The sequence below is a fragment of the Mycolicibacterium sarraceniae genome (assembly GCF_010731875.1).
In the GTDB taxonomy this organism is placed as follows: Bacteria; Actinomycetota; Actinomycetes; order Mycobacteriales; family Mycobacteriaceae; genus Mycobacterium; species Mycobacterium sarraceniae.
In genome coordinates this window covers 1,948,901-1,968,499 of sequence record NZ_AP022595.1, presented here as the reverse complement: position 1 = coordinate 1,968,499, position 19,599 = coordinate 1,948,901, and the positions used below count along the sequence as shown (strand labels likewise).

Here is a 19,599-nt window from a genome sequence, read left to right as displayed (position 1 = left end):
CCATGCCCATCGCGATCACACCCGAGCACAACGACCTCGCGGATTCGGTGAAATCCCTGGTCACACGCGTGTCATCGGCGGAGATCCGGTATGCCGCGCTGGAGACGCCGGTGCCCAACCCGCCGCCGTTCTGGAAAGCCGCCGCCGAGCAGGGGCTGCACGGCCTGCACCTCGCCGAGTCAGTGGACGGCCAGGGCTTCGGGCTGCTCGAGCTGGCAATCGTGATTGCCGAGTTCGGCTACGGCGCGGTGCCCGGGCCGTTCGTGCCATCGGCAATCGCCAGCGCCCTGATCTCGGCCCACGATCCTGACGCCAAGCTCCTGAGCCAGCTGGCTGCCGGGGAGCTCATCGCCACCTGCGCGCTCGAGTCCGGCCTGACCGCGACCCGTCAGGACCACACGCTGGTCATCCGCGGCGAAGCCCGCTCGGTGCCCGCCGCTGCACAGGCATCGATCCTGGTCTTGCCGGTCGCCATCGACAGCGGTGTGGAGTGGGTGATCCTGGACGCCGATCACCTGGAGATCGAGCCGGTCAAATCGGTGGACCTGCTGCGCCCGGTGGCGCACGTGCGGGCCAACGCCGTCGAAGTCACCGCCGATCGGGTGCTGTCCAATCTGTCCCAGCCGACCGGACGGGCGATCGTCACTACGCTGCTGTCGGCCGAGGCCGTCGGCATCGCCCGCTGGGCCACCGACACCGCCGCCGCCTACGCGAAGATCCGCGAACAGTTCGGCCGTCCGATCGGCCAGTTCCAGGCCATCAAGCACAAGTGTGCGGAGATGATCGCGACCACCGAGCGGGCCACGGCAGCGGTGTGGGACGCTGCCCGGGCGTTGGATGAGGCCGCCGAGAAGGCTTGGGACAACGACCAAACCGCGTACGAGTTCGCCGCAGCGGTGGCAGCCAGCCTGGCCCCGGCTGCCGCCCAGCACTGCGCGCAGGACTGCATCCAGGTGCACGGCGGGATCGGCTTCACCTGGGAGCACGACACGAACGTTTACTACCGGCGCACGCTGGGCCTGGTTGCCGCATTCGGGCGCTCATCCGAGTATCAGCAGAAGGTGTTCGACACCGCGACGAGTACGGGCATGCGGGCGATCAACATCGACCTCGACCCCGAGACCGAGCAGCTGCGCGCCGCTATCCGCGCAGAAGTGGCTGCGCTCAAGGCGATTCCGCGGGAAGACCGTAAGTCGGCGATCGCCGAGGCCGGCTGGGTGCAGCCGCACCTGCCCAAGCCGTGGGGCCGGGCGGCCACACCGATCGAACAGATCCTCATCGCCCAGGAGTTCGCCACCGGGCAGGTCAAGCGCCCGCAGATGGGTATCGCGGCCTGGCTGATCCCGTCGATCGTGGCGTTCGGCACCGATGAGCAGAAGCAACGCTTCCTGCCGCCCACCTTCCGCGGCGAGATGATCTGGTGCCAGCTGTTTTCCGAGCCGGGTGCCGGGTCCGACCTGGCCAGCCTGACCACCAAGGCCACCAAGGTCGACGGCGGCTGGCGGATCACCGGCCAGAAAATCTGGACCACCGGCGCCCAGTTCGCGCAGTGGGGTGCGCTGCTGGCGCGGACCAACCCGAGCGCGCCGAAACATGCCGGCATCAGCTACTTCCTACTCGATATGAAGAGTGACGGGGTTGAGGTCAAGCCGCTGCGCGAGCTCACCGGTCACGCGATGTTCAACACCGTGTTCATCGACGACGTCTTCGTCCCGGATGAACTGGTGCTCGGTGAGGTGGACCGCGGGTGGGAAGTCAGCCGCAATACCCTGACCGCCGAACGTGTTTCGATCGGCAGCAGCGAGCCCGGATTCCTGGCCAACCTCGACGGGTTCGTCGACTTCGTCAGTAAGGGCCACTTCGATCAGATCGGCCATCACCGGGCCGGGGAGCTAATCGCCGAGGGGCACGCCGCCAAGTTGCTGAACCTGCGCTCGACCCTGGTGACGCTCGCCGGCGGTGACGCGATGCCGTCGGCCGCGATCTCGAAGCTGCTGTCGATGCGCACCGGGCAGGGTTATGCCGAATTCGCGGTGTCATCGTTCGGGATCGACGGCGCCATCGGCGATCCCGACGCGCTGCAGGGTAAGTGGGCGCAGTGGCTGCTGAGCAGCCGGTCGACGACCATCTACGGCGGCACGTCGGAGGTCCAGCTCAACATCATCGCCGAGCGGCTGCTGGGCCTGCCCCGCGACCCGTAGGCCTTGCCGCGAGCTACTGGACTTCGATCTCGCGCAGCTCGCGCTTGAGGATCTTGCCGGTCGGGTTGCGTGGCAACTCGGCCAGGAAGACCACCTCGCGCGGCACCTTGTAGCGCGCAAGGTGTTCGCGCACATAGTTCTTGACGGCATCCTCGCTGAGGTCGGCTTGTTCCCGCAGCACGACGAACGCCCGCAACCGCGCACCCCAATCGGGGTCGTCGACACCGAGCGCGGTCGCCTCGACGACATCGGGATGCCCGCTGATGAGATCCTCGACCTCGGCCGGGAAGACGTTCTCACCGCCCGAGACGATCATCTCGTCATCGCGGCCACTGACGAACAACAGCCCGTTGTGGTCGAAATAGCCGACGTCACCAGACGACATCAGCCCGTCGATGATCTGCTTATGACCGCCGCCGGTGTAGCCCTCGAACGGAAAACTGTTGCCGACGAAGATCCGGCCGACCTCGCCCTGGGGCAGCTCGCTGCCGCTGTCGTCAAGGATCTTGATCTTCACGCCCCTGACGACCGGACCGACGGTGGCCGGGTTCATCTGGAGATCCTTCGGCCCGGCGATGGTGGCCAGCGCGACTTCGGTTGAGCCATAGAGGTTGTAGATCACCGGGCCGATGTCTTTCAGCGCCCTCGTCGCCAGTTCCGCGCCGAGCTGTGAGCCCGAGACGAACACGATGCGCAGCGACGACAGGTCGGGCTTGGCGACCATGCTCTCCAGCGCGTCGAGCATGCGCGACAACATGACGGGCACCACCACCATCGCGGTGACCTTATGTGCGCCAATGTCCTCCAGCACTATGGCGGGCTTGAACTTTCGGTGCAGCACCAACGTCGAGCCCATCGTCAGCGCGATGGTGGCGTGTAGGTAGCCCAATGCGTGAAACATCGGCGAGGGCAGCGCGGTCACTTCGCCGGCGCGGAACGGCACCGACGACAGCACACCGCCGATCGGCGCCAAGCTGGGTGGGGCGTTACGCGTCGCGCCCTTCGGAGTGCCGGTGGTACCGCTGGTGAGGATGATGACCGAAGGCCGCTTGGTGACCTTGGGTGCCGGTGTGCTGCTGGTCCGGTCGATCAGGTCAGCGAGCGTTTCGTCGGTGCTGCCCGACGGCTCCTCAGAGTCGGGATTCGTGCCGAGCGCGCGTAACTTACCCAGCGGTGGCTCGGCCAGCTTCACCGCCTCGGAGTACTCGTCGTCGTAGATGATCAGCTTGGCGCCTTCGCGTTCGGAGACGTCCCTGATCTGGGGTCCGGAAAACTCCGTGTTGAGCATGATCAGCCGGGCGCCGACCCGCGCTGCGCCGTAGTTCGCGATCACGAACCAGCGGTGGTTGCGGGCCAGGATCGCCACCCCGTCCCCGCCCTTGACGCCCATGGCCACCAACCCGTTGGCCACCGCGTGGGCGGCCTCGTCGAGCTCCTTGTACGTCAGCGACCCCTCATCGTCGACGATCGCCAATTTGTTGGGAGTGCGGCGGGCGTTGAGGGCGGGGACCATGCCGATCTCGCCCCAGCGGCGGATGTCGGCGACCATCGCAACGAGGTTCTGCGGCGGTTCAAGGCGGAAGGCACCCGACTCGATCATCTTGTACAGGTAGTGCAGCTCAGAGGAGCCGCGCTCGGCCAACTGCTGTGCCTTGGCCAACGCCTGGGCAGGCAGATCCATGAGACTGGGCATGCTTGCCACCCTAATGTGACGTGGGTCGCACCCAGGACGGAACGGTCAGGCTAATTACGATGGCCTGCATGGAGGTGAACGGCCACGACGTCACTGTCAGTCATCCCGACAAAGTGGTGTTCCCGGCGGCCGGCGGACGCGATCCGGTGACCAAGTTAGACCTCGTCACCTACTACCTGGCCGTGGCCGACGGCGCGCTGCACGGCGTCGCCGACCGGCCGATGATCCTCAAGCGATTCGTCAAAGGCATCACCGAGGAAGCGATCTTTCAGAAGCGTGCTCCCGAGAAGCGCCCGGATTGGATCGAGGTCGCCGAACTGCGCTACGCGCGGGGAACGTCGGCCAAGGAGGCGGTGCTGCACGACGCGGCCGGGCTGGTGTGGGCGGTCAACCTCGGGTGCGTCGACCTCAATCCGCACCCCGTCCGCTCGGGTGACCTTGATCATCCCGACGAGCTGCGGATCGACCTCGATCCGATGCCGGGTGTTGAGTGGCCCCAGATTCTGGACGTGGCCCAGGTAGCCCGCGAGGTACTCGAAGATCACGGCATGACGGCCTGGCCCAAGACCTCGGGGTCGCGGGGCTTTCACATCTACGCCCGGATCGCGCCGCAGTGGTCGTTCACACAGGTTCGGCTGGCTGCCGAGACCGTGGCACGCGAAGTGCAGCGCCGCGCACCGGAGCTGGCGAGCAGCCAGTGGTGGAAAGAGGAACGCGGCCAGCGAGTATTCGTCGACTTCAACCAGAACGCCAAGGACCGCACCGTGGCGTCGGCCTATTCGGTGCGGGCCACCCCGGGCGCGCGAGTATCGACTCCGCTGACATGGGACGAAGTACCCGGGTGCCGGCCCGAGGAGTTCACCATCGCGACTGTCCCGGCTCGGTTCGCCGAGCGCGGCGACCCCTGGGAATCGATGGACGACGCGGTCGGTTCCTTGGACGCGCTGCTGCGGTTGGCCGAGGAGCTCGGGCCGGCCGAGAAGCCGCCGAAAGGCAACAAGCCACTGATCGAGATCGCGCGCACCAAGACTCGCGACGAGGCGTTGGCGGCCCTGGACGTCTGGCGTGCCCGCCATCCTGACGCCGCTGCGGCACTGCAGCCCGCCGACATCCTGGTCGACGGTATGCGCGGGCCGAGCTCTATCTGGTACCGCATCCGGATCAATCTCGAACACATACCCGAGGCGCAGCGCCCGGCGCAGGAGGATCTGCTCGCGGATTACAGCCCGTGGGAGGGGTATTCGCCCCATCCGGGAACCACATTCTGATCCACATCGTCGGGTGAGCCACCCGGCCGGCCAGCAGTCCACCCGCATCGAAGTTCAACCGCAGGTAGTGCTCGCTGAGCTGCTCGCGACCGGTCACGGTCAGTTGACCAGGCGCGCACCCGACAGCGGGTGCAGCGCGGCCAGTGCACTGGCCTGCCGCCCGGGGATCGATACCAAGCCCGCGGTCGGCGTGCTCGGCTTACCTTCCGTGCGGATCGCCGCCCCCGCCCTGACCCGGTCGAGGCGCGATGTTCCCGCGATCTCCACCACCGTCCATGCCTCGGCGGCGGTTGCCAAGCTCACGGCCGCAAGGGCTTCGGGGTTCTGGGCGGCGTAAGTGGTCAGGTAACCGCGGGCATCGGTGACCGATTGCCACTGTTCACGGGCGTCTGCTGCGACCAGATCCGGTACCTGATCCGGATCGGCAATCGTTGCTGTCCAGCCGATTTCACGCAGCTGGCCGATGAGCCGCCGAGCTGCGTTCTCGGCGGCCTCACGCAGTGGTATCTGTGCCGACCGGGCCTGCAACGCGCTCAGATTCCGCGCCCCGCTGAAGGTCAGCCCGACCCAGGTCGTCGCGTCATCGGCGGTGCTGCGGGTGGTGACCCGCACCGAATCGGCCCGCAGCCCGTAGCGATCGAGATACCCCGAGAGCAGGCCGAGCGGCGGTTGGCGATCGTCACCGTCGACGCGCACCAGCACCGTGGCGACCGCGTCGACGCCGGCCCGGTGCAGTTCCGCAGGACTGGCCTCAATCGGTCTGCGGCGCAGCAGCACCCGAAGACGCTGGCCAGCGATGGTGGTGAGGTAGCGGCCACGCCACCAGAGCAGCGAGACCAGCACCACGGCAATGGCGATACCGAGGGCCCACTGGTGGTTGGGCGTCCGCCACGGATAGGCCAGAACCGCCGCGACGACTGCCAGCAGGACGACGGTGAGCCGCCCCGCCCCTGGGCTGGGGATCCCACTCATTCGACTTCCTCCTTGCGTCTGCGCGAGATGCCAGCGACGGCGACAACGACGGCCGCGAGCACGCCGGTCCCGATGAACGCCACCGTGCGCGGCGTGTGATCGACCTCCGGCGGCGGTGCCGGCGCCGCAACGCGTTTGGTGGCCGATGCCGGTGCGATATCGCTGCCGGAGTTGATGGTCCAGGTGAGAGCGCCCACCGGATCGACAGTGCCGGCACCGACGAGGTTCGAGGGTGCCTGCGCACCGTTGTGCGCGGTCGACGTCAGCCTGCGCACCACCTCGTCGGCGTGCATGCCCGGGTAGCGGCTGCGGACCAGGGCGGCCGTGCCGGCGACATAAGCCGCGGCGAAACTCGTGCCGTCCAGCGGCGCCATCCCACCCCGGCCGTCGGGCATGCCGTTGGCCAACCCGCCCGTCGTGTCATTGCTCACCGACACCACGTTCCTCCCGGGCGCGGCGATGCCCACCCACGGGCCGGCCATCGTGAAGTCGGCCGGTTGACCGTCGGCGCTCAACGCCGCGACGGACAGGACGTAGGGCTGCCACCAGGACGGCACCGACACCGACGTCACACCCGCCCAGTTGCGGGGGTCGTCGCGCCGCGCCGGGTCACCGACTGGATTGGACGTGCACTCCATTCCCGGTGCACCGACCGCGCTGCCCCCGGAATTGCCTGCGGCGGAGACGATCACGACGTCCTTGTCGATAGCGGCGTAGCGCAGGGCCGCCCCGAGGGTCTGTTGATCGCCGAGCCGGTCGGGCGCCAGGCACGCTGCCGTCGAGATGTTGATGACGGTGGCGCCCAGGTCGGCGGCACGCACCACGGCGCGGGCCAGCGTCTCGATCTCCACACTGGCCTGAACCGCCGCGGGGTCTTTCCCACCCGCATTGGGCGAGAATCGCGGCGAGGTCTGTCGAATCGACAGCACCCGCGCACCCGGGGCGACACCGCTGAATCCGTCCGGGCCAGGTTGGCCGCCGATGATGCCGGCGACCAGAGTGCCGTGGCCGTCGCAGTCGGTGAGACCGTCACCGCCGGAGAGGTAGTCACCGCCGCCGATCACATTCGGCAGCCGCGGCCCCGGCCGGACCCCGGTGTCGATCACCGCAACGGTCTGGCCTGCACCCTGTGAATAGGTCGCTGCGCCAGTGAGATTGAGCATCGTCTGGTTGGTGCTCACCGCGCCTGGGTCACTGCCCGGGCGGATTCCGGTGGTCACGCATTCGGAACGCTGGCTCATACCCGCGGTCGGCCCGGCCGTTCCCTGCGCCGGGGTTGCCGCGGGATCGGCGACGGGCGGGTTGACGGCACCGGCCACCGGAGCGCTGGCCAGCAGCACCACCGCGGCAATCGCGGCGGCCCGCATCATCGATCGAGGACCCATGTGAAGATGCCGACGAGGTACACCGTCACCGGGATCAACGACGCGTCAAGCGCCGAGGCAACGAAGCCCACCAGCCGCCGCACCGGCAGCGAATACCGTTCTGCAGAAGCGGTATCCGGGTTGACGGCCAGCACCACCCACACCGCGGTCAGCGCACCCAGCGCCACGACGGCCCACAGTGCGGCGACGAAACGGTGATCCACGAGGTAGGCCACCAGCAGTCCGCCGGTGACCAGGAGCGGTTGGGCAAGCAGCCAGCCCTTGCAGGCCGCGGTGTCCCACACCCTGGCCCGCAGCACTGCCGCGGCCGTGGCAGCCACCACCAGATACCAGCCCCAGGCGCTCGGACCGTCGGTGCGTCCGGCCACCATCAGCGACCCGGCCGAGGAAAGCAGCACACCCGCCGCGATGAGGCCGGTCTGGTGGGCTTCGCCGACGCGTACCCGCCGGGGCAGATCGGCCAGGAGCCGGGCACCTGGGCTCGGCGGGGTCGGGTCACCGGGAGCAGGGATCACCGGCAGCGGAAAGCGTGCCCACATCGCGGCGAGCCCGGGGGCCGACACGGTGATGAGCAGCGCGACCACGATCAGCGCACACCCCACGGTCAGTGCGGGCAGCTGCCACAGGGCCGTGGCGGCAGCGACCACCAGCGCGCCCACCCCGATAACCGCGGCGGCGGTGAATAACCCGACACCGTCCTCAGTCTGAGCCAACACGATCAACGACCACGCGGCCACGCCCGCGGCGGCCAGCATCACGTGCGGAGCCCCCCACAGATCCGGTATCGCCAGCCAGAATGCCGATGCGATGGGCAGCAGCGCCGCCGCCGAAACCTGGGAGGCCAGCCGAGCCGAACGGGCACGCAACAACAGACCAGCAATCGCAGTGACGGCGGCCAGCGCGCTCACCGCATAGAGGCCGATCACCGAGGCGGTCGCCGCCCGGTGGGCGATGGCGAGCGCGGTCAGCGCGACCACGAATACCGCGGCGGCGATCCGGGCTCCCAGCTGCAGCCTGTGCGGACCCCAGGGCCGTTTGCGTGCCGCGGAGAAGATCACCGCCGCATCGGCGATGTCCTCGACCACACCGGGTGTCGTCGGGCCTGCGGGAACCGGTTGCAAGGCAAGCAGATCGCCGTCGACCACGCCAACCGTTTCCAGGCTCGCGTCCACACTGAAGGGCGCGCCACCGATCGGGGCGAGGGTCATTGGGGTGGGAACCGAGGTCTCCGCATCGGATTCTGGCCGCGGGACCAGTCTCTTCACCGCGGGCAGAATCTCGCGCAGCGGCAGCTCGGCGGGCAATGCCACGTCGGTGATCCGGCCGTACGCCAGCACGGCGACGCGCACGATCGGCAGCACCGGGGTTTCGGTCATTGTTGTTCTCTCTCTTGATCAGATTGTGGTGCTGGAGAAGTCGCGCGCCAACGCGGCAGTCGGGAACCAGCGGCCATCGGGCAGCGTCTCGCTGAGCCGGTCGAGAGCCAGGGCGATCGCGAACGGCGTGCCGGGCGCGAAGCACGACACCCACTCGCCGTCGGCGGCGCGTTCCGGGTTCACCAGCACGCGACCGGCCTCGGCATCGACGATGCCCACGCCGACCTCGCTGAGACTGGGCACACCGGCGCGAGACGAGCCGGCGCGCACCTCGACGTAGCTGCGCGCTCCGGTGAACACCGACCGCACCACCGGCACCGCCGAGGCGGGCAGGCCTAGGTGATCCAAGACACCGCCGAGATCGGCTCCGGCACGCAATCGTTCGTCTGCCCGCACCCCCACCCGGGTCGGCAGTACGAACTCGGCGAACCGCGCCGGCGCAGCACCCGGCAGGCCGGCCGTCACCACCGGAGCCAGCAGGGCGGGATCGCTGATATCGAGTTCGGTGAAGGTGACCAGCTCGCCGCTGCGCAGCGCCACCACGGTGTTCCTGCCACGGCGGGCCACCATCCCGCGTAACAGGTCTGTGCCGTTGCCCCGCACGTAGCGCAACTCCAGCCACCGCTCTGGTGCGCAGACGGTGCGTATCCACCGTGCCACCGTCGGATCTACCGATCCGCCCTCCGACATCACCCGCGAGCCGGTCAGTTCCGCGCGCAGCCGGGCCTGCATCGCCCTGGCTTGGCCCGGTGCGGCCAGGGGTGGCGTGATCGCCAACACCCAGGGGAACGAGCCGGCGCCAACACTTTCGGCAATGAGCCAGGCAACATCGACGGTCAACTCGACGGCCTTATGTGCGGGCAAGTCTCAGCCCCACTTGGCACCTTCGGCTTGGTCTCGCGCCTGCATCGACAGGGCGTTGGTCTCATGGGTGGTGGCCATCGCCCGGTAGGCGCGCACCAATTCCTCCATGGCCAGGTTCCACTGGGCCTGCCAGGCCTGGTAGGTCAGGCCGGTGTCACCTTGCCAGGCACCCTGCAGCGCGGACTGTTCGGTGGCGATATCGGCACCGACCGCCTGCAGCGTCCCGGCGTAGCCGGCCATATCGCCGGCATGCGCCAGCATGGCCGGGTAGTTGTACATGATCTGGGACATCAGAAACCTCCGTATGTCGTTGCCGCGGCAGCGTCTTCGGCGACGTAGCTGCCACCGGCCTCGCCGAGGTTCGCCTGGGCGATGTCCAGCAATGTGTTGACCTTCGCCGCAACCTCGACGAACCGCGCGTGAGCGGCCTGGAAGGCGGCGGAGGACTCTCCCAGGTGGAAGGCCTGGGCGGACATCGCAGCCTGCTCGGCCTGGGCGATCGTGCTGCGCATCAGTGCGGTTTTCGCCCCGAACGCGGCCTCTGCGGCCACGAGCTGCGGGATATGGGCGTCGAGCATGCTCACGGTATTTCTCCAATCATTCTCGGTGGGATTCGGTGTGGTCTGGATCGCCGCCCTCTGGGCGGTGATGTTCGGTGTCCCAGGTGGCCGGAAGCATCGGCAGGGTAAAACGTTCGCTCATCGGATCGGTGGCGAACTCGGTGAGTCCAGCGGCGGTGACACTGCGATCTCGGGTCTGGGTACCGGCGAAGCCAATTGGTCCCGCACCCCGGCTCGACGATGAAGTGGTCGGCGGCGCCGCCGGTGCCGGCGGCGGACCGGTATCGCTGTCGAGGTCCATGTACTCGTCGCGGTGGCTGCGGTCCTTGACTCGCGCGGCGCGCCGGCGTTTGGCTCGTTCCTTGGCCTGCACCGCGGACAGCGCGGCGGCCGCGGGAGCCGCCTCGGGCACCAGCGCCTTGTTCCCACTGCCCTCGATCAACCTCGGGCCGGGGCCCTCATCCGGATCGGGTGCGGCGACGGCGTAGAACATCCCCTGCGCCGCGGGTACCGGTGCCGCCGCGGACGCCGCGGGGGCCGCCGGCGCGGGGGCGGGAGCGGGTGCCGCCGGCGCGGGGGCGGGAGCGATGGGGGCCGTCGAGGAGATCGGCCACAGGTTCTGCTGCGGTTGCGCTGGGATCGCTACCGGTTCGGGGGCGACATCGGGTGCGGGCATGTTCGGTTGTAGCGCAAGAAGTCCCAGCAAAGGCAGCGCCCCAGCCGCCAGCGCCGGAAGCAACAGCGGTGAGGCCAACCCCAGCCCCCAGGCGGTCCAGCCGACCGGCTGAAGGATTGCCTGATAGAAGAGTGCCGATAGCAGCGGCCCCCACGTCTGCCACGCCTGAATCGGGTTGGTCAGGAAGTCGACGATGATCTGCTGGAGGTACTGCACCGGGTGGGTGAGGAAGTCCCAGATCATGTCGCCGCCCGGAAGCGATTTCACATAAGCCTCGAGCAGCTGGATCAAGCAGTTCGAATTCGTCAGCGCGGAGCCGGAGTCACTGGCCTGCGCCTGCGAGAGGGCCGAGGTGTCCATCGCCGACAAGGCCTCGGATCCCGGCAAGACAATCGTGGGTGCCGGCGCGGTCTGCGGTGACACGGCCAGCGCGGTGCCGGCGACAGCCTGATAGACACTCATCGCGGTGGCGGCCTGGATCCACATCCGAACGTAGTCGGCCTCATTGACGGCGATCGGGATCGTGTTGATGCCGAAGAAGTTGGTGCCCAACAACACCCCGTGGATGGTGTGGTTGGCGGCCAGTTCGGGCAGCGTCGGCATGGTGGCCAGTGCAGTGCTGTACGCGGCGGCAGCCGTCTGATGCTGGGCGGCCGCACCGGCGCTGTTCACGCTGGCCTGCTCCAGCCACGCCAGATAGGGCGCGTGGGCTGCGACGTACTGTTCGGCGCTGGGGCCCTGCCACGCGCCGGCCTCGACCGAGGCCAATATCTGGGTGAGTTCTGCTGCCGCGGCCGAGTATTCGGCGCTCAGCATTTGCCATGCCGAGGCGGCCGCCAGCAGCTCACCGGCGCCGGGTCCGGCAGTCAGCAGTGCTGAGTGCACCTCCGGTGGTGAAGCAAGCCAGATCGGCGCGGTCATCAGCCTCCCCGTGCGATCAGGTAGGAGGCCGCCACGGCCGCGTCGGTGGTGGCGTATCCGGTGCCCGACTCGCCCACCGCAGCACCTGAGCGCCCCAGTTCGGTGACGCCCTGGGCGGCCGTGCCGGCGTGCTCAAGGCCCTGGGCACTGAACCCCGCGGCGGTCTGCAGCGAGACGGGGTCTGCGGCCGGCGGGACCACCGCGGTAATCACGGGGGTCGCCGCAGCGTGCGCGGCGGCCAGCCGAGCAGCCAGAGCCTCGACCGCGGCGCTGGCCGAAACCAGGCCTTCCGGGATGACGCGCAGGGTCATGACGGGTTGTCCTCTCCGAATCGAGTCCGAGATGTGCTGTGTGCGTAGTTAACTGGATGGACCAGCTGAATGTGGTCGACGCCGTCGCTATCGCCGAGCAGCATTCCGCGACCGACGGGCAGCCTGGTGAATCGATGCCCGCGGATCTTGGTGCCGTCGGCGGGATTGCCCGACAGCATCACCACCGTTGACTGCAGATCGGCCAACCGCCGTAGCAGCGGGTTGGTCATCAACGCGTGGGCCGACCCTCCTGCGCGGCCGGTGACAATGACACGCAATCCGAGATCGTGCGCCGCCGAGAGCAACCCGAGCAGTGGCGTCCACGGCCGCTGCCCGGCGTATGGGCCGCTCAGCGCTGGGCCGTCGGGGATCTGATCGACATCATCGACGATCAGATAGTGGGTGTGCGCTGATCCGGCCTGGGCACGGTAATCCCAGGTGGCCAGTTCCGCCGCGGATAATCCAGCCGGGGGCCTGCGTTGTTCGACCAGTGCCGCCAGGCCCATCACGGCCGGCGTGACCCGGTCGATGTTCGCGCTGTACTCGTTGTCGGCGAACAGTGGCTCGTCAACGAGGTGCAGGCGCCGGTCGAAAACCGTGAACGCGACGTCCGTCGCGGTCGAGTTTTCCCGAATGGTGCGAATCACGTGCCGCAGCAGCGTGGTCTTGCCGGACTTGCCGTCGCCGAACACCATCAAGAGTGGATGTTCGGCGAAATCATGCACCACCGGGGCGAGGTCCAGCTCCCGCTGCCCCAGCACCACCCGTTCGCCACCGCGGTACAGCGGTGCCACCACCGCAGGATCGAGGTCGGCGGGCAGCAACCGCACGCGGGGTGCCTGCGCTTCCGGGTGGGCGGCGTTGAGCGCCGGTATGTGCGCCAAATCGGGCTGGGCGAACAGGAAATGCTCCCCGGCCATGGTCAGTCCCCGCCCTGGCTGGTCGTGGGGCACTGATTCGGCGGGCCGGCGCAGGCCGTCACGCACCCGCACATTGCTGTCACGCGGGTCGGGCAGGCGCAGCTCGAGGCGTAGGCCAAGACCGTCGCGCATCGCCAGCGGGACCTCCAACCAGTTCGGTGTGGTGACCACGACGTGGATGCCGTGCGCCAGACCGGTATTGGCCAGCTCGGTGACGACGGCCAGCAGCGGGTTACGCGTGTTGAACTGGTCGGTGTTATCGCGACCGAACGCGTAGAGGTTGTCGATCACCAGGAACACCTCGCCGCACTCGTCCTGGTAACCACCCTGGCCGCCGGCATTGCGCTGCCGCGAATGCAACAGCTGCTCCAACTCGCCGAAGGTGCGCCGGATCCGCTCGGGCTCCAGCGGCGAGGCGACGCTGCCCACATGGGCCAGGCCTTCCAGTCCGCGCAGGCGTCCGCCGCCGTAGTCCAGGCAGTAGAACGTGACGTCACGCGGTGAGTGCAGGGCCGCGGCCGACAACACGAATGTCAGCAGCGCCGTTGACTTTCCAGACTTCGCGCCGCCGTGGATCAACATGTTGCCCGCCGATGAGCCGGCCTCGAAGATCAGCGGGTCACGGCGCATCTCGAAGGGTCGATCGATCTCGCCGAGCGGCCAGCGCCACTGCCGCGGCGTCACCGCGGCACCCGTGAGCACCTCGTCCAGCGAAAGAGATTCGTCAAGGGGCGGCAGCCATAGCGCCGGTGCCTTCGGCCCGCACCGAGCCAGCTGATCGCCAATGGTGGTGATCAGCTTGCGCGGCGGCAACGCAGGCGGCGCGAACTCAGCGTCGGACAGCACCACGATGTCCTCGTCCAGCGCCGCCGGGCCGGCCGTGAACGTGACCGGTTCGGGCGCTGCCGGCACCACGTAGGACGTGACGGGGCTTGGTGGATCGTAGATTCCATCGACATAGGTGCTGCGGAACTTGATCGGCGCCGCGCCCGGTGAGGGCACCAGGAAGCCAACTCCCTTGTGCTCCCTACCGGATTCGATGTGGTAGGCGTCCTCGACGCCGATGATCTGGCGGGATGACGCCGCGCTGGCCACTTTGAGGCCGATGCGGTAGGAGGTGTTCTTGTCGATATCGCGGATGCGGCCGATATCGAGGGTCTGCGATGCGAACAGGATGTGAATCCGGAACGACCGGCCCTTCCGGGCGACATAGTCGAACAGGTCGGCGTATTCCGGGTGTTCGGCCAGCATCAGAGTGAACTCGTCGGCAACCACAAACAGTGTTGGCAGCGGCGGCAGTTCGATCCCCAGCTCTTCGGCCGCCGGGTGGGCGGCCTCGTACTCGGTGACCGAGCCGAAGGCGCTGCCTTGCACGCGCCGTCCGAAATCACGTAACACGCTCTCGCGGCGAGCCACCTCGCCACGCAGGGTGTCGGCGAACCGGTCAGCGAGAGATTTCTTCTCAGCCATGTTCGATATCACCGCCACCACCTGGGGGAAGTTGCGGAAGATATCGGCTCCCGCCTCACCCTTGAAGTCGACGTAGATCACGATGAGTCGGTCAGCCGAGTGTGTTGTCAACAACGACAACAGGATCGACATCAACGTCTGGGACTTGCCGGAGCCGGTCATACCGATCATCAGGCCGTGGGGGCCCATGCCGCCCTCGGCCTCATCCTTGAGGTCGAAGTACAGCGGCACCCCCGTGGTGGTGACGCCGATCGGCACCCGCAACTCCTCGTCGCGCAGCCGCGGCGCCCAGACATCGGCCACCTCGAGTGCCGAGGCGTCGGGAATGCCCAACAGCGTGGTGAAGCTCGCACCCCGGGTGGCCGGCGAATGCAACCCGGCGTGGGTGGGATTCGAGTCCCATCGGGCCAGTGCGCGCGCCAGGTGGACAGCTTCGGCCTGAGAAATTTGGTCCGCACGATCGACGTAGGGTTGCCAGCCGCCGGTCTCCCAGCGCTGGATCGAGCCGCCGGTGACCCGCAGAACCGGCCGTTCCGGGTCGGGGTACTGACCCGCTCGCGGCGCGGAATCGGCTGCGGCGGTGTAGATCACCGTGACACCGGAGAGTCCGGTCGCCAGCACCGAATCGTCAGGCGTGTGATCGGGATCGTCGACGATGATCAGCAGGTGGCGCAACGGGTCGCCCGCCTCGACACCGAACAACGGCCGCTCGGCTAACGCGGGCCCGATCGACGCGATCAGATCGTCGGTATTGGATGCCAGGTAGCGGGCCGGCCCGCAGCCATCGAGCTGACCCGGAATATCGCTGTGCGGCAGCCATTTCAGCCACGACCAGTCCGGCGACTCCAGATCGGGGCTGGCCAAGGCGATACCCAGGGAGGCCGCGTCCTGCCAGGTGACCGCCTGCGCCAGCCACGCGCGCAACGCCGCGGTGACTTCGGCTGGTTCACCGACGACGGTAATCCGGGACACCGCCTTCAGGTCGATGCCCCTCGGGGCGTCCCGCACCACCCGCTGGGTGTCCAGCAGCGCGCGCAATGCGCTGTGCGACACCGGCTCCAGATCCACTTCGTCGGCAGTGTCCTTGACGCGCAGCGTGGTGTCCAGCGGCACGGTGTGCAGGCCCGCGCGCACCACCAGGAAGTCATTGTCGTGGGGGTCTCGCTCCCACTGCCTGCGGGTTCCCGGGATAGCCGCCAGCGCCGCAGGATCGGGGTGCGACCACAGCAGCGCGGCGCGCTGCGCGGTGGCCTCGGCACGCACGTTGTCCCGGATCACCGACAGGTAGCGCAGGTAGTCGGCGCGCTCGGCGTCGACTTCCTCGGTGCGCATCTTATTGTCGGTGCCGCGGTACAGGGCGGTGGCGGCCAGCAGCAGCACGAACGGAAAGAACAGCGTCTGCGGTGAGATCAGCCGCATCCCGGTGGCGACCATCGCTACGATCATGCCGACGATGAGAAAGACGATAAGGAAGGGCAACGCCCGCCGCAGCATCGACGGTGGCACCACCCGGGGCAGTTCCGGCGGTGCCTCGATGACGATCGCGCCCGTGCGGATCTTCGGACCAGGTATGCGCCGGCCCGCCTCGAAGATCAGCCGGCTCATCGGGACTCCTGTGGCAACGCGGGTCCGACAGCGTCGTAGGCGACCAGCGCATCGGATTGGGACAGCGCCGGGCCGGGCGCGAACAGCGTCAGGACCGACCACGGCACGGGCAGCGGCGGCTGGGCCAGACCCATTGCGGCAAAAGATTTTTCGGAAGTCTGACGATCGCCACCGATCCCGTACCGGACCCCGGTATCGGAGATCCAGAACAGTGATCCGGCGGGCGGAGACGCGGGCTGCTGACCAACGGTCTGGACGAAGTAGCCACGCCCCGGCGGCAGCGCGACCCGGGCCGCCGTGCCCGGATGGGCGCCGCCCACCAGATCGACCGAACGCAAGCCGGTAGGTACCGGCAGCGTCGAACCGGTGAGCAGGTCCAGCGAACTGGTGGCGGCGCCATCGATTTTGGTCCACTGCGCACAGGTCACCGGCGCATCGGCGGCAGCGACCAGTTTCACCGGCGCCGCCGGGAACGCGGTCACATCCAGCAGCGACGAAACTGGCAGCCGGGCAATATCATCAGCACCGAGATGGGGTGGCTGCGCCAGCCCATAGGAGTTGGCGTTGCGCAACGCCGCGGCAAGCACGGAGCTGATCGGCTGCAAGCCATCCGGCAGCACCGCGTACGTCACTGGCGTGGCGTCATTGCTGTAGGCGATCACCACCGAGCCGATCGGCGCCGCGACGGGCAGGGGGTATCCCGTGGGCAGCCCGGCGTCGGGGATCAGGGGCACCCGCAACGCGGGAGCCTCGGGTATCGCATTGAACAGTCCCGGCGCGATCGACCGCGGTGCGGGTGGCACGACGGGCAGGCCGAGTGCGTCGGTGACGGCACGGTCGGCGAGGTCGATGGCGCTGCGACGGCCATCCCACAGCAGCCACGTTCCGTCAGTGCCCTCGGTCAGGATCGCCCGGCCTGCGGGCAACGTATCGGCCCGCGCCCCACCGCGTTCGAGCGCACCGGCGATGACTGTAATGCCCGTGGCGTCCGTGGCCCCCCCGGCGCCGTCGCATATCGTCCATGCGGCATTGCGAGATGCGTTCTGCACTATACGTTCCGGCGCTCCCGGGATGCCGATGAGGCTGCCCCGGGCGATCTTGTCCAGCTGATCACTGCTGACGACGGTCGGGTCTACCGGCTTCCCGACGGCCAGCCGCGCCGAAGTCAGGTTGAGCACCGGATGCAACCGGTCGCCGAGGCGAACGTAGAGCGCAGAGGTGGAGCGGTCGGCCAACACCGGGTCACTGCCCGGCACCCCACCCGGACGCAACACCGAGAAGACCAGGCAGCCGAGGACCGCGGTTATCGCGAGCAGCACCCCCATCAGCACGGCGCGGGACTGGCTCCGCAACGGGTCGACCAACATCCTGGTGTCGTGCAGCGCGAGCCCGGATGCGATGCGGCGCATGACGAATCGCCAGCCGGTCACCTGATGCCGGGTGATGAATCCGCGCCGATAGGTGACCCGCTCCGGGTTGTCGTTGGCGGGCGTCCGCGAGGAGAAGGACCGGCGATCTTCGCTCATGCCGGCACCGTCAGGCCCAGACCGCGCAGCAACGGCACCACCGCACTGCGCACATCGGGTGCGGTGATCGTCATCATCTGCTCATCGGTGAAGTCCGCACCGGCCAGGTCTGTGTGATCCAACCTGAATTCCCTTTCCTCCTCGGAGCGCTCGACGACGTTACGGACGAACCGGCCATTGCCCGCGATATCGAGGCTGCGTCGTGCCACGCCTGTCGAGTCGGGTGTCGTCGAATTGGCCAACTGAGCGAACAGCTCCTCGAGGTCACGCCGTGCGGAGGGATCGAACACGCTGTCCCGGTTCGCGGCCATCGTCACGGCAATCTCGACCAGTTCGGCAGCCGAATACGACGGGAAGACAATGCTGCGGGTGAACCGCGATCGCAGGCCTTCGTTCGTGTCCAGGAACCGGTCAAGGTCGGCGCGGTAGCCCGCGACGATCACGACCAGCCGGTCGCGATCGTTCTCCATCCGGGCCAGCAGTGTGTCGATGGCCACCAGACCGAAATCGTTTTTGGCGCCCGTCGCGACCAAGGCGTAAGCCTCGTCGAGGAACAGCACCCCGTCCAACGCGCTGTCGATGATGGCGTTGGTCTTGGCCTCGGTCTCGCCGATGTGCTGGCCGATCATATCGGCGCGGTGCACCTCACGGACGTTCTCGCGCTTGAGCAGCCCAAGACCGCAGTAGATTTTGGCCACCACCCGCGCGATCGTGGTCTTACCGGTTCCCGGCGGACCGGCGAACACCAGGTGATGCGTGCGTTGAGCGACGGCCAAGCCGCGCTCCTCGCGCCGCAATGCCATGGCCACCGAACTCTTCAGCCGGGACACCTGGTCCTTCACCTCGTCGAGTCCGATGAACTCACCGAGCTCACGCTCAGCCTCTTCGAGCAACGCGGCCTTGCGCTCGCGTGCCTCAGGGTCGACGAAATCGTCTGCGGTAGGTTCTGTTTCGACATCCCACGGGTCGGTTCGAGCATCAATGCGGGCTGCGGTGGTCGTCACGATGCCGAACGTCGGGTCCGACAGCGCGTGCTCGACCTGCTCATTGCCGGGGTTCGCCGCGTAGAGGTCTTGCAACACGTCGGCGGCGGTCTCCTCATCACCGTAGGCGCGCAGCGACAGCGCTCTGGCCAGCGCACCGTCGACGGCGGCCACGGCCACCGGGCCGTCCGGCTCCTCGAGGTAGGACAGCGCGGGTGCGAACATAGCGAGGCGAGCCAGGGCCACCCCGAGGGAGATCTTGGCCGCGTGGGCGAACAGCGGGTCGAGCCCGGCGTCGTTGACCACGGGGGTCAGCAACTTGACGACGTCCGACCAGCGCTGGGCGCGAGACCGCAGGGCCGCGTCGACCCAGCGCGCCTCGCGCCATTCGGGCCGGCGGGCGCGGATCTCGGACACGATGTCGTCGGCGATGGGGAACTGGCCGTCGATGCCCAGCGCCGCGGCGTGCGCAAGCTGGAAGTCATCTCCGGTGGTGGCGCGGAACCGCAGGTACAGCCCGGTGTCGTAGTCGAACCCGAGTGCCCCGGCGGGGAGCTCGATACGCCGTTGCAGCACGCCGCTGGTATCGACGGTCCGGACCACGGCGGCGAGTACATCCGGCGTGGTGGCACCGGTGGCAGCCAGCCCGGTCCAGGCGTCGCACTGGTCGTACGCCACCCGCGTGAGCTCGGTGAACGCCCGCCGCGCGGCCACCATATCGGCAGGCCGGTGCCGTTCGTAGACCGGCAGGCCGAGTGCCTTACAGCAGGTCGCGAACCTGCTCACCAGGTCAGCGTCGAGGCGCGCTGCGCGCACTCTGGGGGTCACCACACCGTTCTCCATGGGCATCGTTCCGGGGCAGCGGTCG

Annotated in this window: 14 protein-coding genes and 1 pseudogene; 2 read left to right on the top strand and 13 right to left on the bottom strand. The window is 68.2% G+C overall.

The window, feature by feature from the left end:
• Nucleotides 1-2 precede the first annotated feature (2 nt).
• A complete protein-coding gene (locus G6N13_RS09745) occupies nucleotides 3-2,201 on the top strand; it encodes an acyl-CoA dehydrogenase family protein (protein ID WP_163696587.1) in 2,199 nt (732 codons plus the stop codon).
• Between the two features lie 13 nt (nucleotides 2,202-2,214).
• On the opposite strand, the gene fadD2 is transcribed toward G6N13_RS09745, so the two are convergent.
• Complete coding sequence (fadD2, locus tag G6N13_RS09740; protein ID WP_163696585.1) at nucleotides 2,215-3,894, bottom strand: long-chain-fatty-acid--CoA ligase FadD2; 1,680 nt, start codon at nucleotides 3,892-3,894, stop codon at nucleotides 2,215-2,217.
• A gap of 59 nt (nucleotides 3,895-3,953) precedes the next feature.
• Between fadD2 and ligD the strand changes: the two genes are divergently transcribed.
• Nucleotides 3,954-5,162 (top strand): non-homologous end-joining DNA ligase, encoded by a 1,209-nt coding sequence (gene ligD / locus G6N13_RS09735; protein ID WP_163696583.1) that lies wholly within the window; start codon nucleotides 3,954-3,956, stop codon nucleotides 5,160-5,162.
• Here the strand turns inward: ligD and G6N13_RS25000 are convergent.
• The 12 genes and pseudogenes from G6N13_RS25000 to eccA all read right to left on the bottom strand — a co-directional run.
• Nucleotides 5,140-5,265, bottom strand: a pseudogene (locus G6N13_RS25000) (siderophore-interacting protein); the annotation flags it as partial. The gene ligD and the pseudogene G6N13_RS25000 sit on opposite strands and share 23 nt — an antisense overlap.
• A complete protein-coding gene (gene eccE / locus G6N13_RS09725) occupies nucleotides 5,262-6,134 on the bottom strand; it encodes a type VII secretion protein EccE (RefSeq protein WP_163696581.1) in 873 nt (290 codons plus the stop codon). The pseudogene G6N13_RS25000 and the gene eccE, both read right to left, overlap by 4 nt.
• Nucleotides 6,131-7,504 carry a type VII secretion-associated serine protease mycosin gene (gene mycP / locus G6N13_RS09720; RefSeq protein ID WP_163701942.1) on the bottom strand — a complete coding sequence of 458 codons (1,374 nt, stop codon included), beginning with the start codon at nucleotides 7,502-7,504 and terminating at the stop codon, nucleotides 6,131-6,133. Before mycP ends, eccE begins: the two co-directional genes overlap by 4 nt.
• A complete protein-coding gene (eccD, locus tag G6N13_RS09715) occupies nucleotides 7,501-8,895 on the bottom strand; it encodes a type VII secretion integral membrane protein EccD (protein ID WP_163696579.1) in 1,395 nt (464 codons plus the stop codon). The genes mycP and eccD overlap by 4 nt, the downstream gene beginning before the upstream one ends.
• A gap of 18 nt (nucleotides 8,896-8,913) precedes the next feature.
• Entirely contained in the window at nucleotides 8,914-9,759 is an 846-nt protein-coding gene (locus tag G6N13_RS09710) for an ESX secretion-associated protein EspG (RefSeq protein ID WP_163696576.1), read from the bottom strand.
• Between the two features lie 3 nt (nucleotides 9,760-9,762).
• Nucleotides 9,763-10,050 carry a WXG100 family type VII secretion target gene (locus G6N13_RS09705; protein WP_163696574.1) on the bottom strand — a complete coding sequence of 96 codons (288 nt, stop codon included), beginning with the start codon at nucleotides 10,048-10,050 and terminating at the stop codon, nucleotides 9,763-9,765.
• Nucleotides 10,050-10,343: a type VII secretion protein EsxS gene (locus tag G6N13_RS09700; RefSeq protein WP_163696571.1), complete on the bottom strand. Its 294-nt coding sequence runs from the start codon at nucleotides 10,341-10,343 to the stop codon at nucleotides 10,050-10,052. Before G6N13_RS09700 ends, G6N13_RS09705 begins: the two co-directional genes overlap by 1 nt.
• A gap of 13 nt (nucleotides 10,344-10,356) precedes the next feature.
• Nucleotides 10,357-11,916 (bottom strand): PPE family protein, encoded by a 1,560-nt coding sequence (locus tag G6N13_RS09695; RefSeq protein WP_163696569.1) that lies wholly within the window; start codon nucleotides 11,914-11,916, stop codon nucleotides 10,357-10,359.
• Nucleotides 11,916-12,227, bottom strand: coding sequence for a PE family protein (locus G6N13_RS09690; RefSeq protein ID WP_163696567.1), 312 nt, complete (start codon nucleotides 12,225-12,227; stop codon nucleotides 11,916-11,918). Before G6N13_RS09690 ends, G6N13_RS09695 begins: the two co-directional genes overlap by 1 nt.
• Nucleotides 12,224-16,222 (bottom strand): type VII secretion protein EccCa, encoded by a 3,999-nt coding sequence (eccCa, locus tag G6N13_RS09685; RefSeq protein WP_163696565.1) that lies wholly within the window; start codon nucleotides 16,220-16,222, stop codon nucleotides 12,224-12,226. Before eccCa ends, G6N13_RS09690 begins: the two co-directional genes overlap by 4 nt.
• Complete coding sequence (gene eccB / locus G6N13_RS09680) at nucleotides 16,219-17,748, bottom strand: type VII secretion protein EccB (RefSeq protein ID WP_163696563.1); 1,530 nt, start codon at nucleotides 17,746-17,748, stop codon at nucleotides 16,219-16,221. The genes eccCa and eccB overlap by 4 nt, the downstream gene beginning before the upstream one ends.
• Complete coding sequence (gene eccA, locus G6N13_RS09675; protein WP_163701940.1) at nucleotides 17,745-19,574, bottom strand: type VII secretion AAA-ATPase EccA; 1,830 nt, start codon at nucleotides 19,572-19,574, stop codon at nucleotides 17,745-17,747. The genes eccB and eccA overlap by 4 nt, the downstream gene beginning before the upstream one ends.
• Between the last annotated feature and the right edge of the window lie 25 nt (nucleotides 19,575-19,599).

What these genes read in the sequence shown, in the direction of transcription:
- G6N13_RS09745 (WP_163696587.1), top strand. Translation starts at nt 3, where the DNA reads ATGCCCATCGCGATCACACCCGAGCACAACGACCTCGCGGATTCGGTG.
- fadD2 (WP_163696585.1), bottom strand. Translation starts at nt 3,894, where the DNA reads ATGCCCAGTCTCATGGATCTGCCTGCCCAGGCGTTGGCCAAGGCACAG.
- ligD (WP_163696583.1), top strand. Translation starts at nt 3,954, where the DNA reads ATGGCCTGCATGGAGGTGAACGGCCACGACGTCACTGTCAGTCATCCC.
- eccE (WP_163696581.1), bottom strand. Translation starts at nt 6,134, where the DNA reads ATGAGTGGGATCCCCAGCCCAGGGGCGGGGCGGCTCACCGTCGTCCTG.
- mycP (WP_163701942.1), bottom strand. Translation starts at nt 7,504, where the DNA reads ATGATGCGGGCCGCCGCGATTGCCGCGGTGGTGCTGCTGGCCAGCGCT.
- eccD (WP_163696579.1), bottom strand. Translation starts at nt 8,895, where the DNA reads ATGACCGAAACCCCGGTGCTGCCGATCGTGCGCGTCGCCGTGCTGGCG.
- G6N13_RS09705 (WP_163696574.1), bottom strand. Translation starts at nt 10,050, where the DNA reads ATGTCCCAGATCATGTACAACTACCCGGCCATGCTGGCGCATGCCGGC.
- G6N13_RS09695 (WP_163696569.1), bottom strand. Translation starts at nt 11,916, where the DNA reads ATGACCGCGCCGATCTGGCTTGCTTCACCACCGGAGGTGCACTCAGCA.
- G6N13_RS09690 (WP_163696567.1), bottom strand. Translation starts at nt 12,227, where the DNA reads ATGACCCTGCGCGTCATCCCGGAAGGCCTGGTTTCGGCCAGCGCCGCG.
- eccCa (WP_163696565.1), bottom strand. Translation starts at nt 16,222, where the DNA reads ATGAGCCGGCTGATCTTCGAGGCGGGCCGGCGCATACCTGGTCCGAAG.
- eccB (WP_163696563.1), bottom strand. Translation starts at nt 17,748, where the DNA reads ATGAGCGAAGATCGCCGGTCCTTCTCCTCGCGGACGCCCGCCAACGAC.
- eccA (WP_163701940.1), bottom strand. Translation starts at nt 19,574, where the DNA reads ATGGAGAACGGTGTGGTGACCCCCAGAGTGCGCGCAGCGCGCCTCGAC.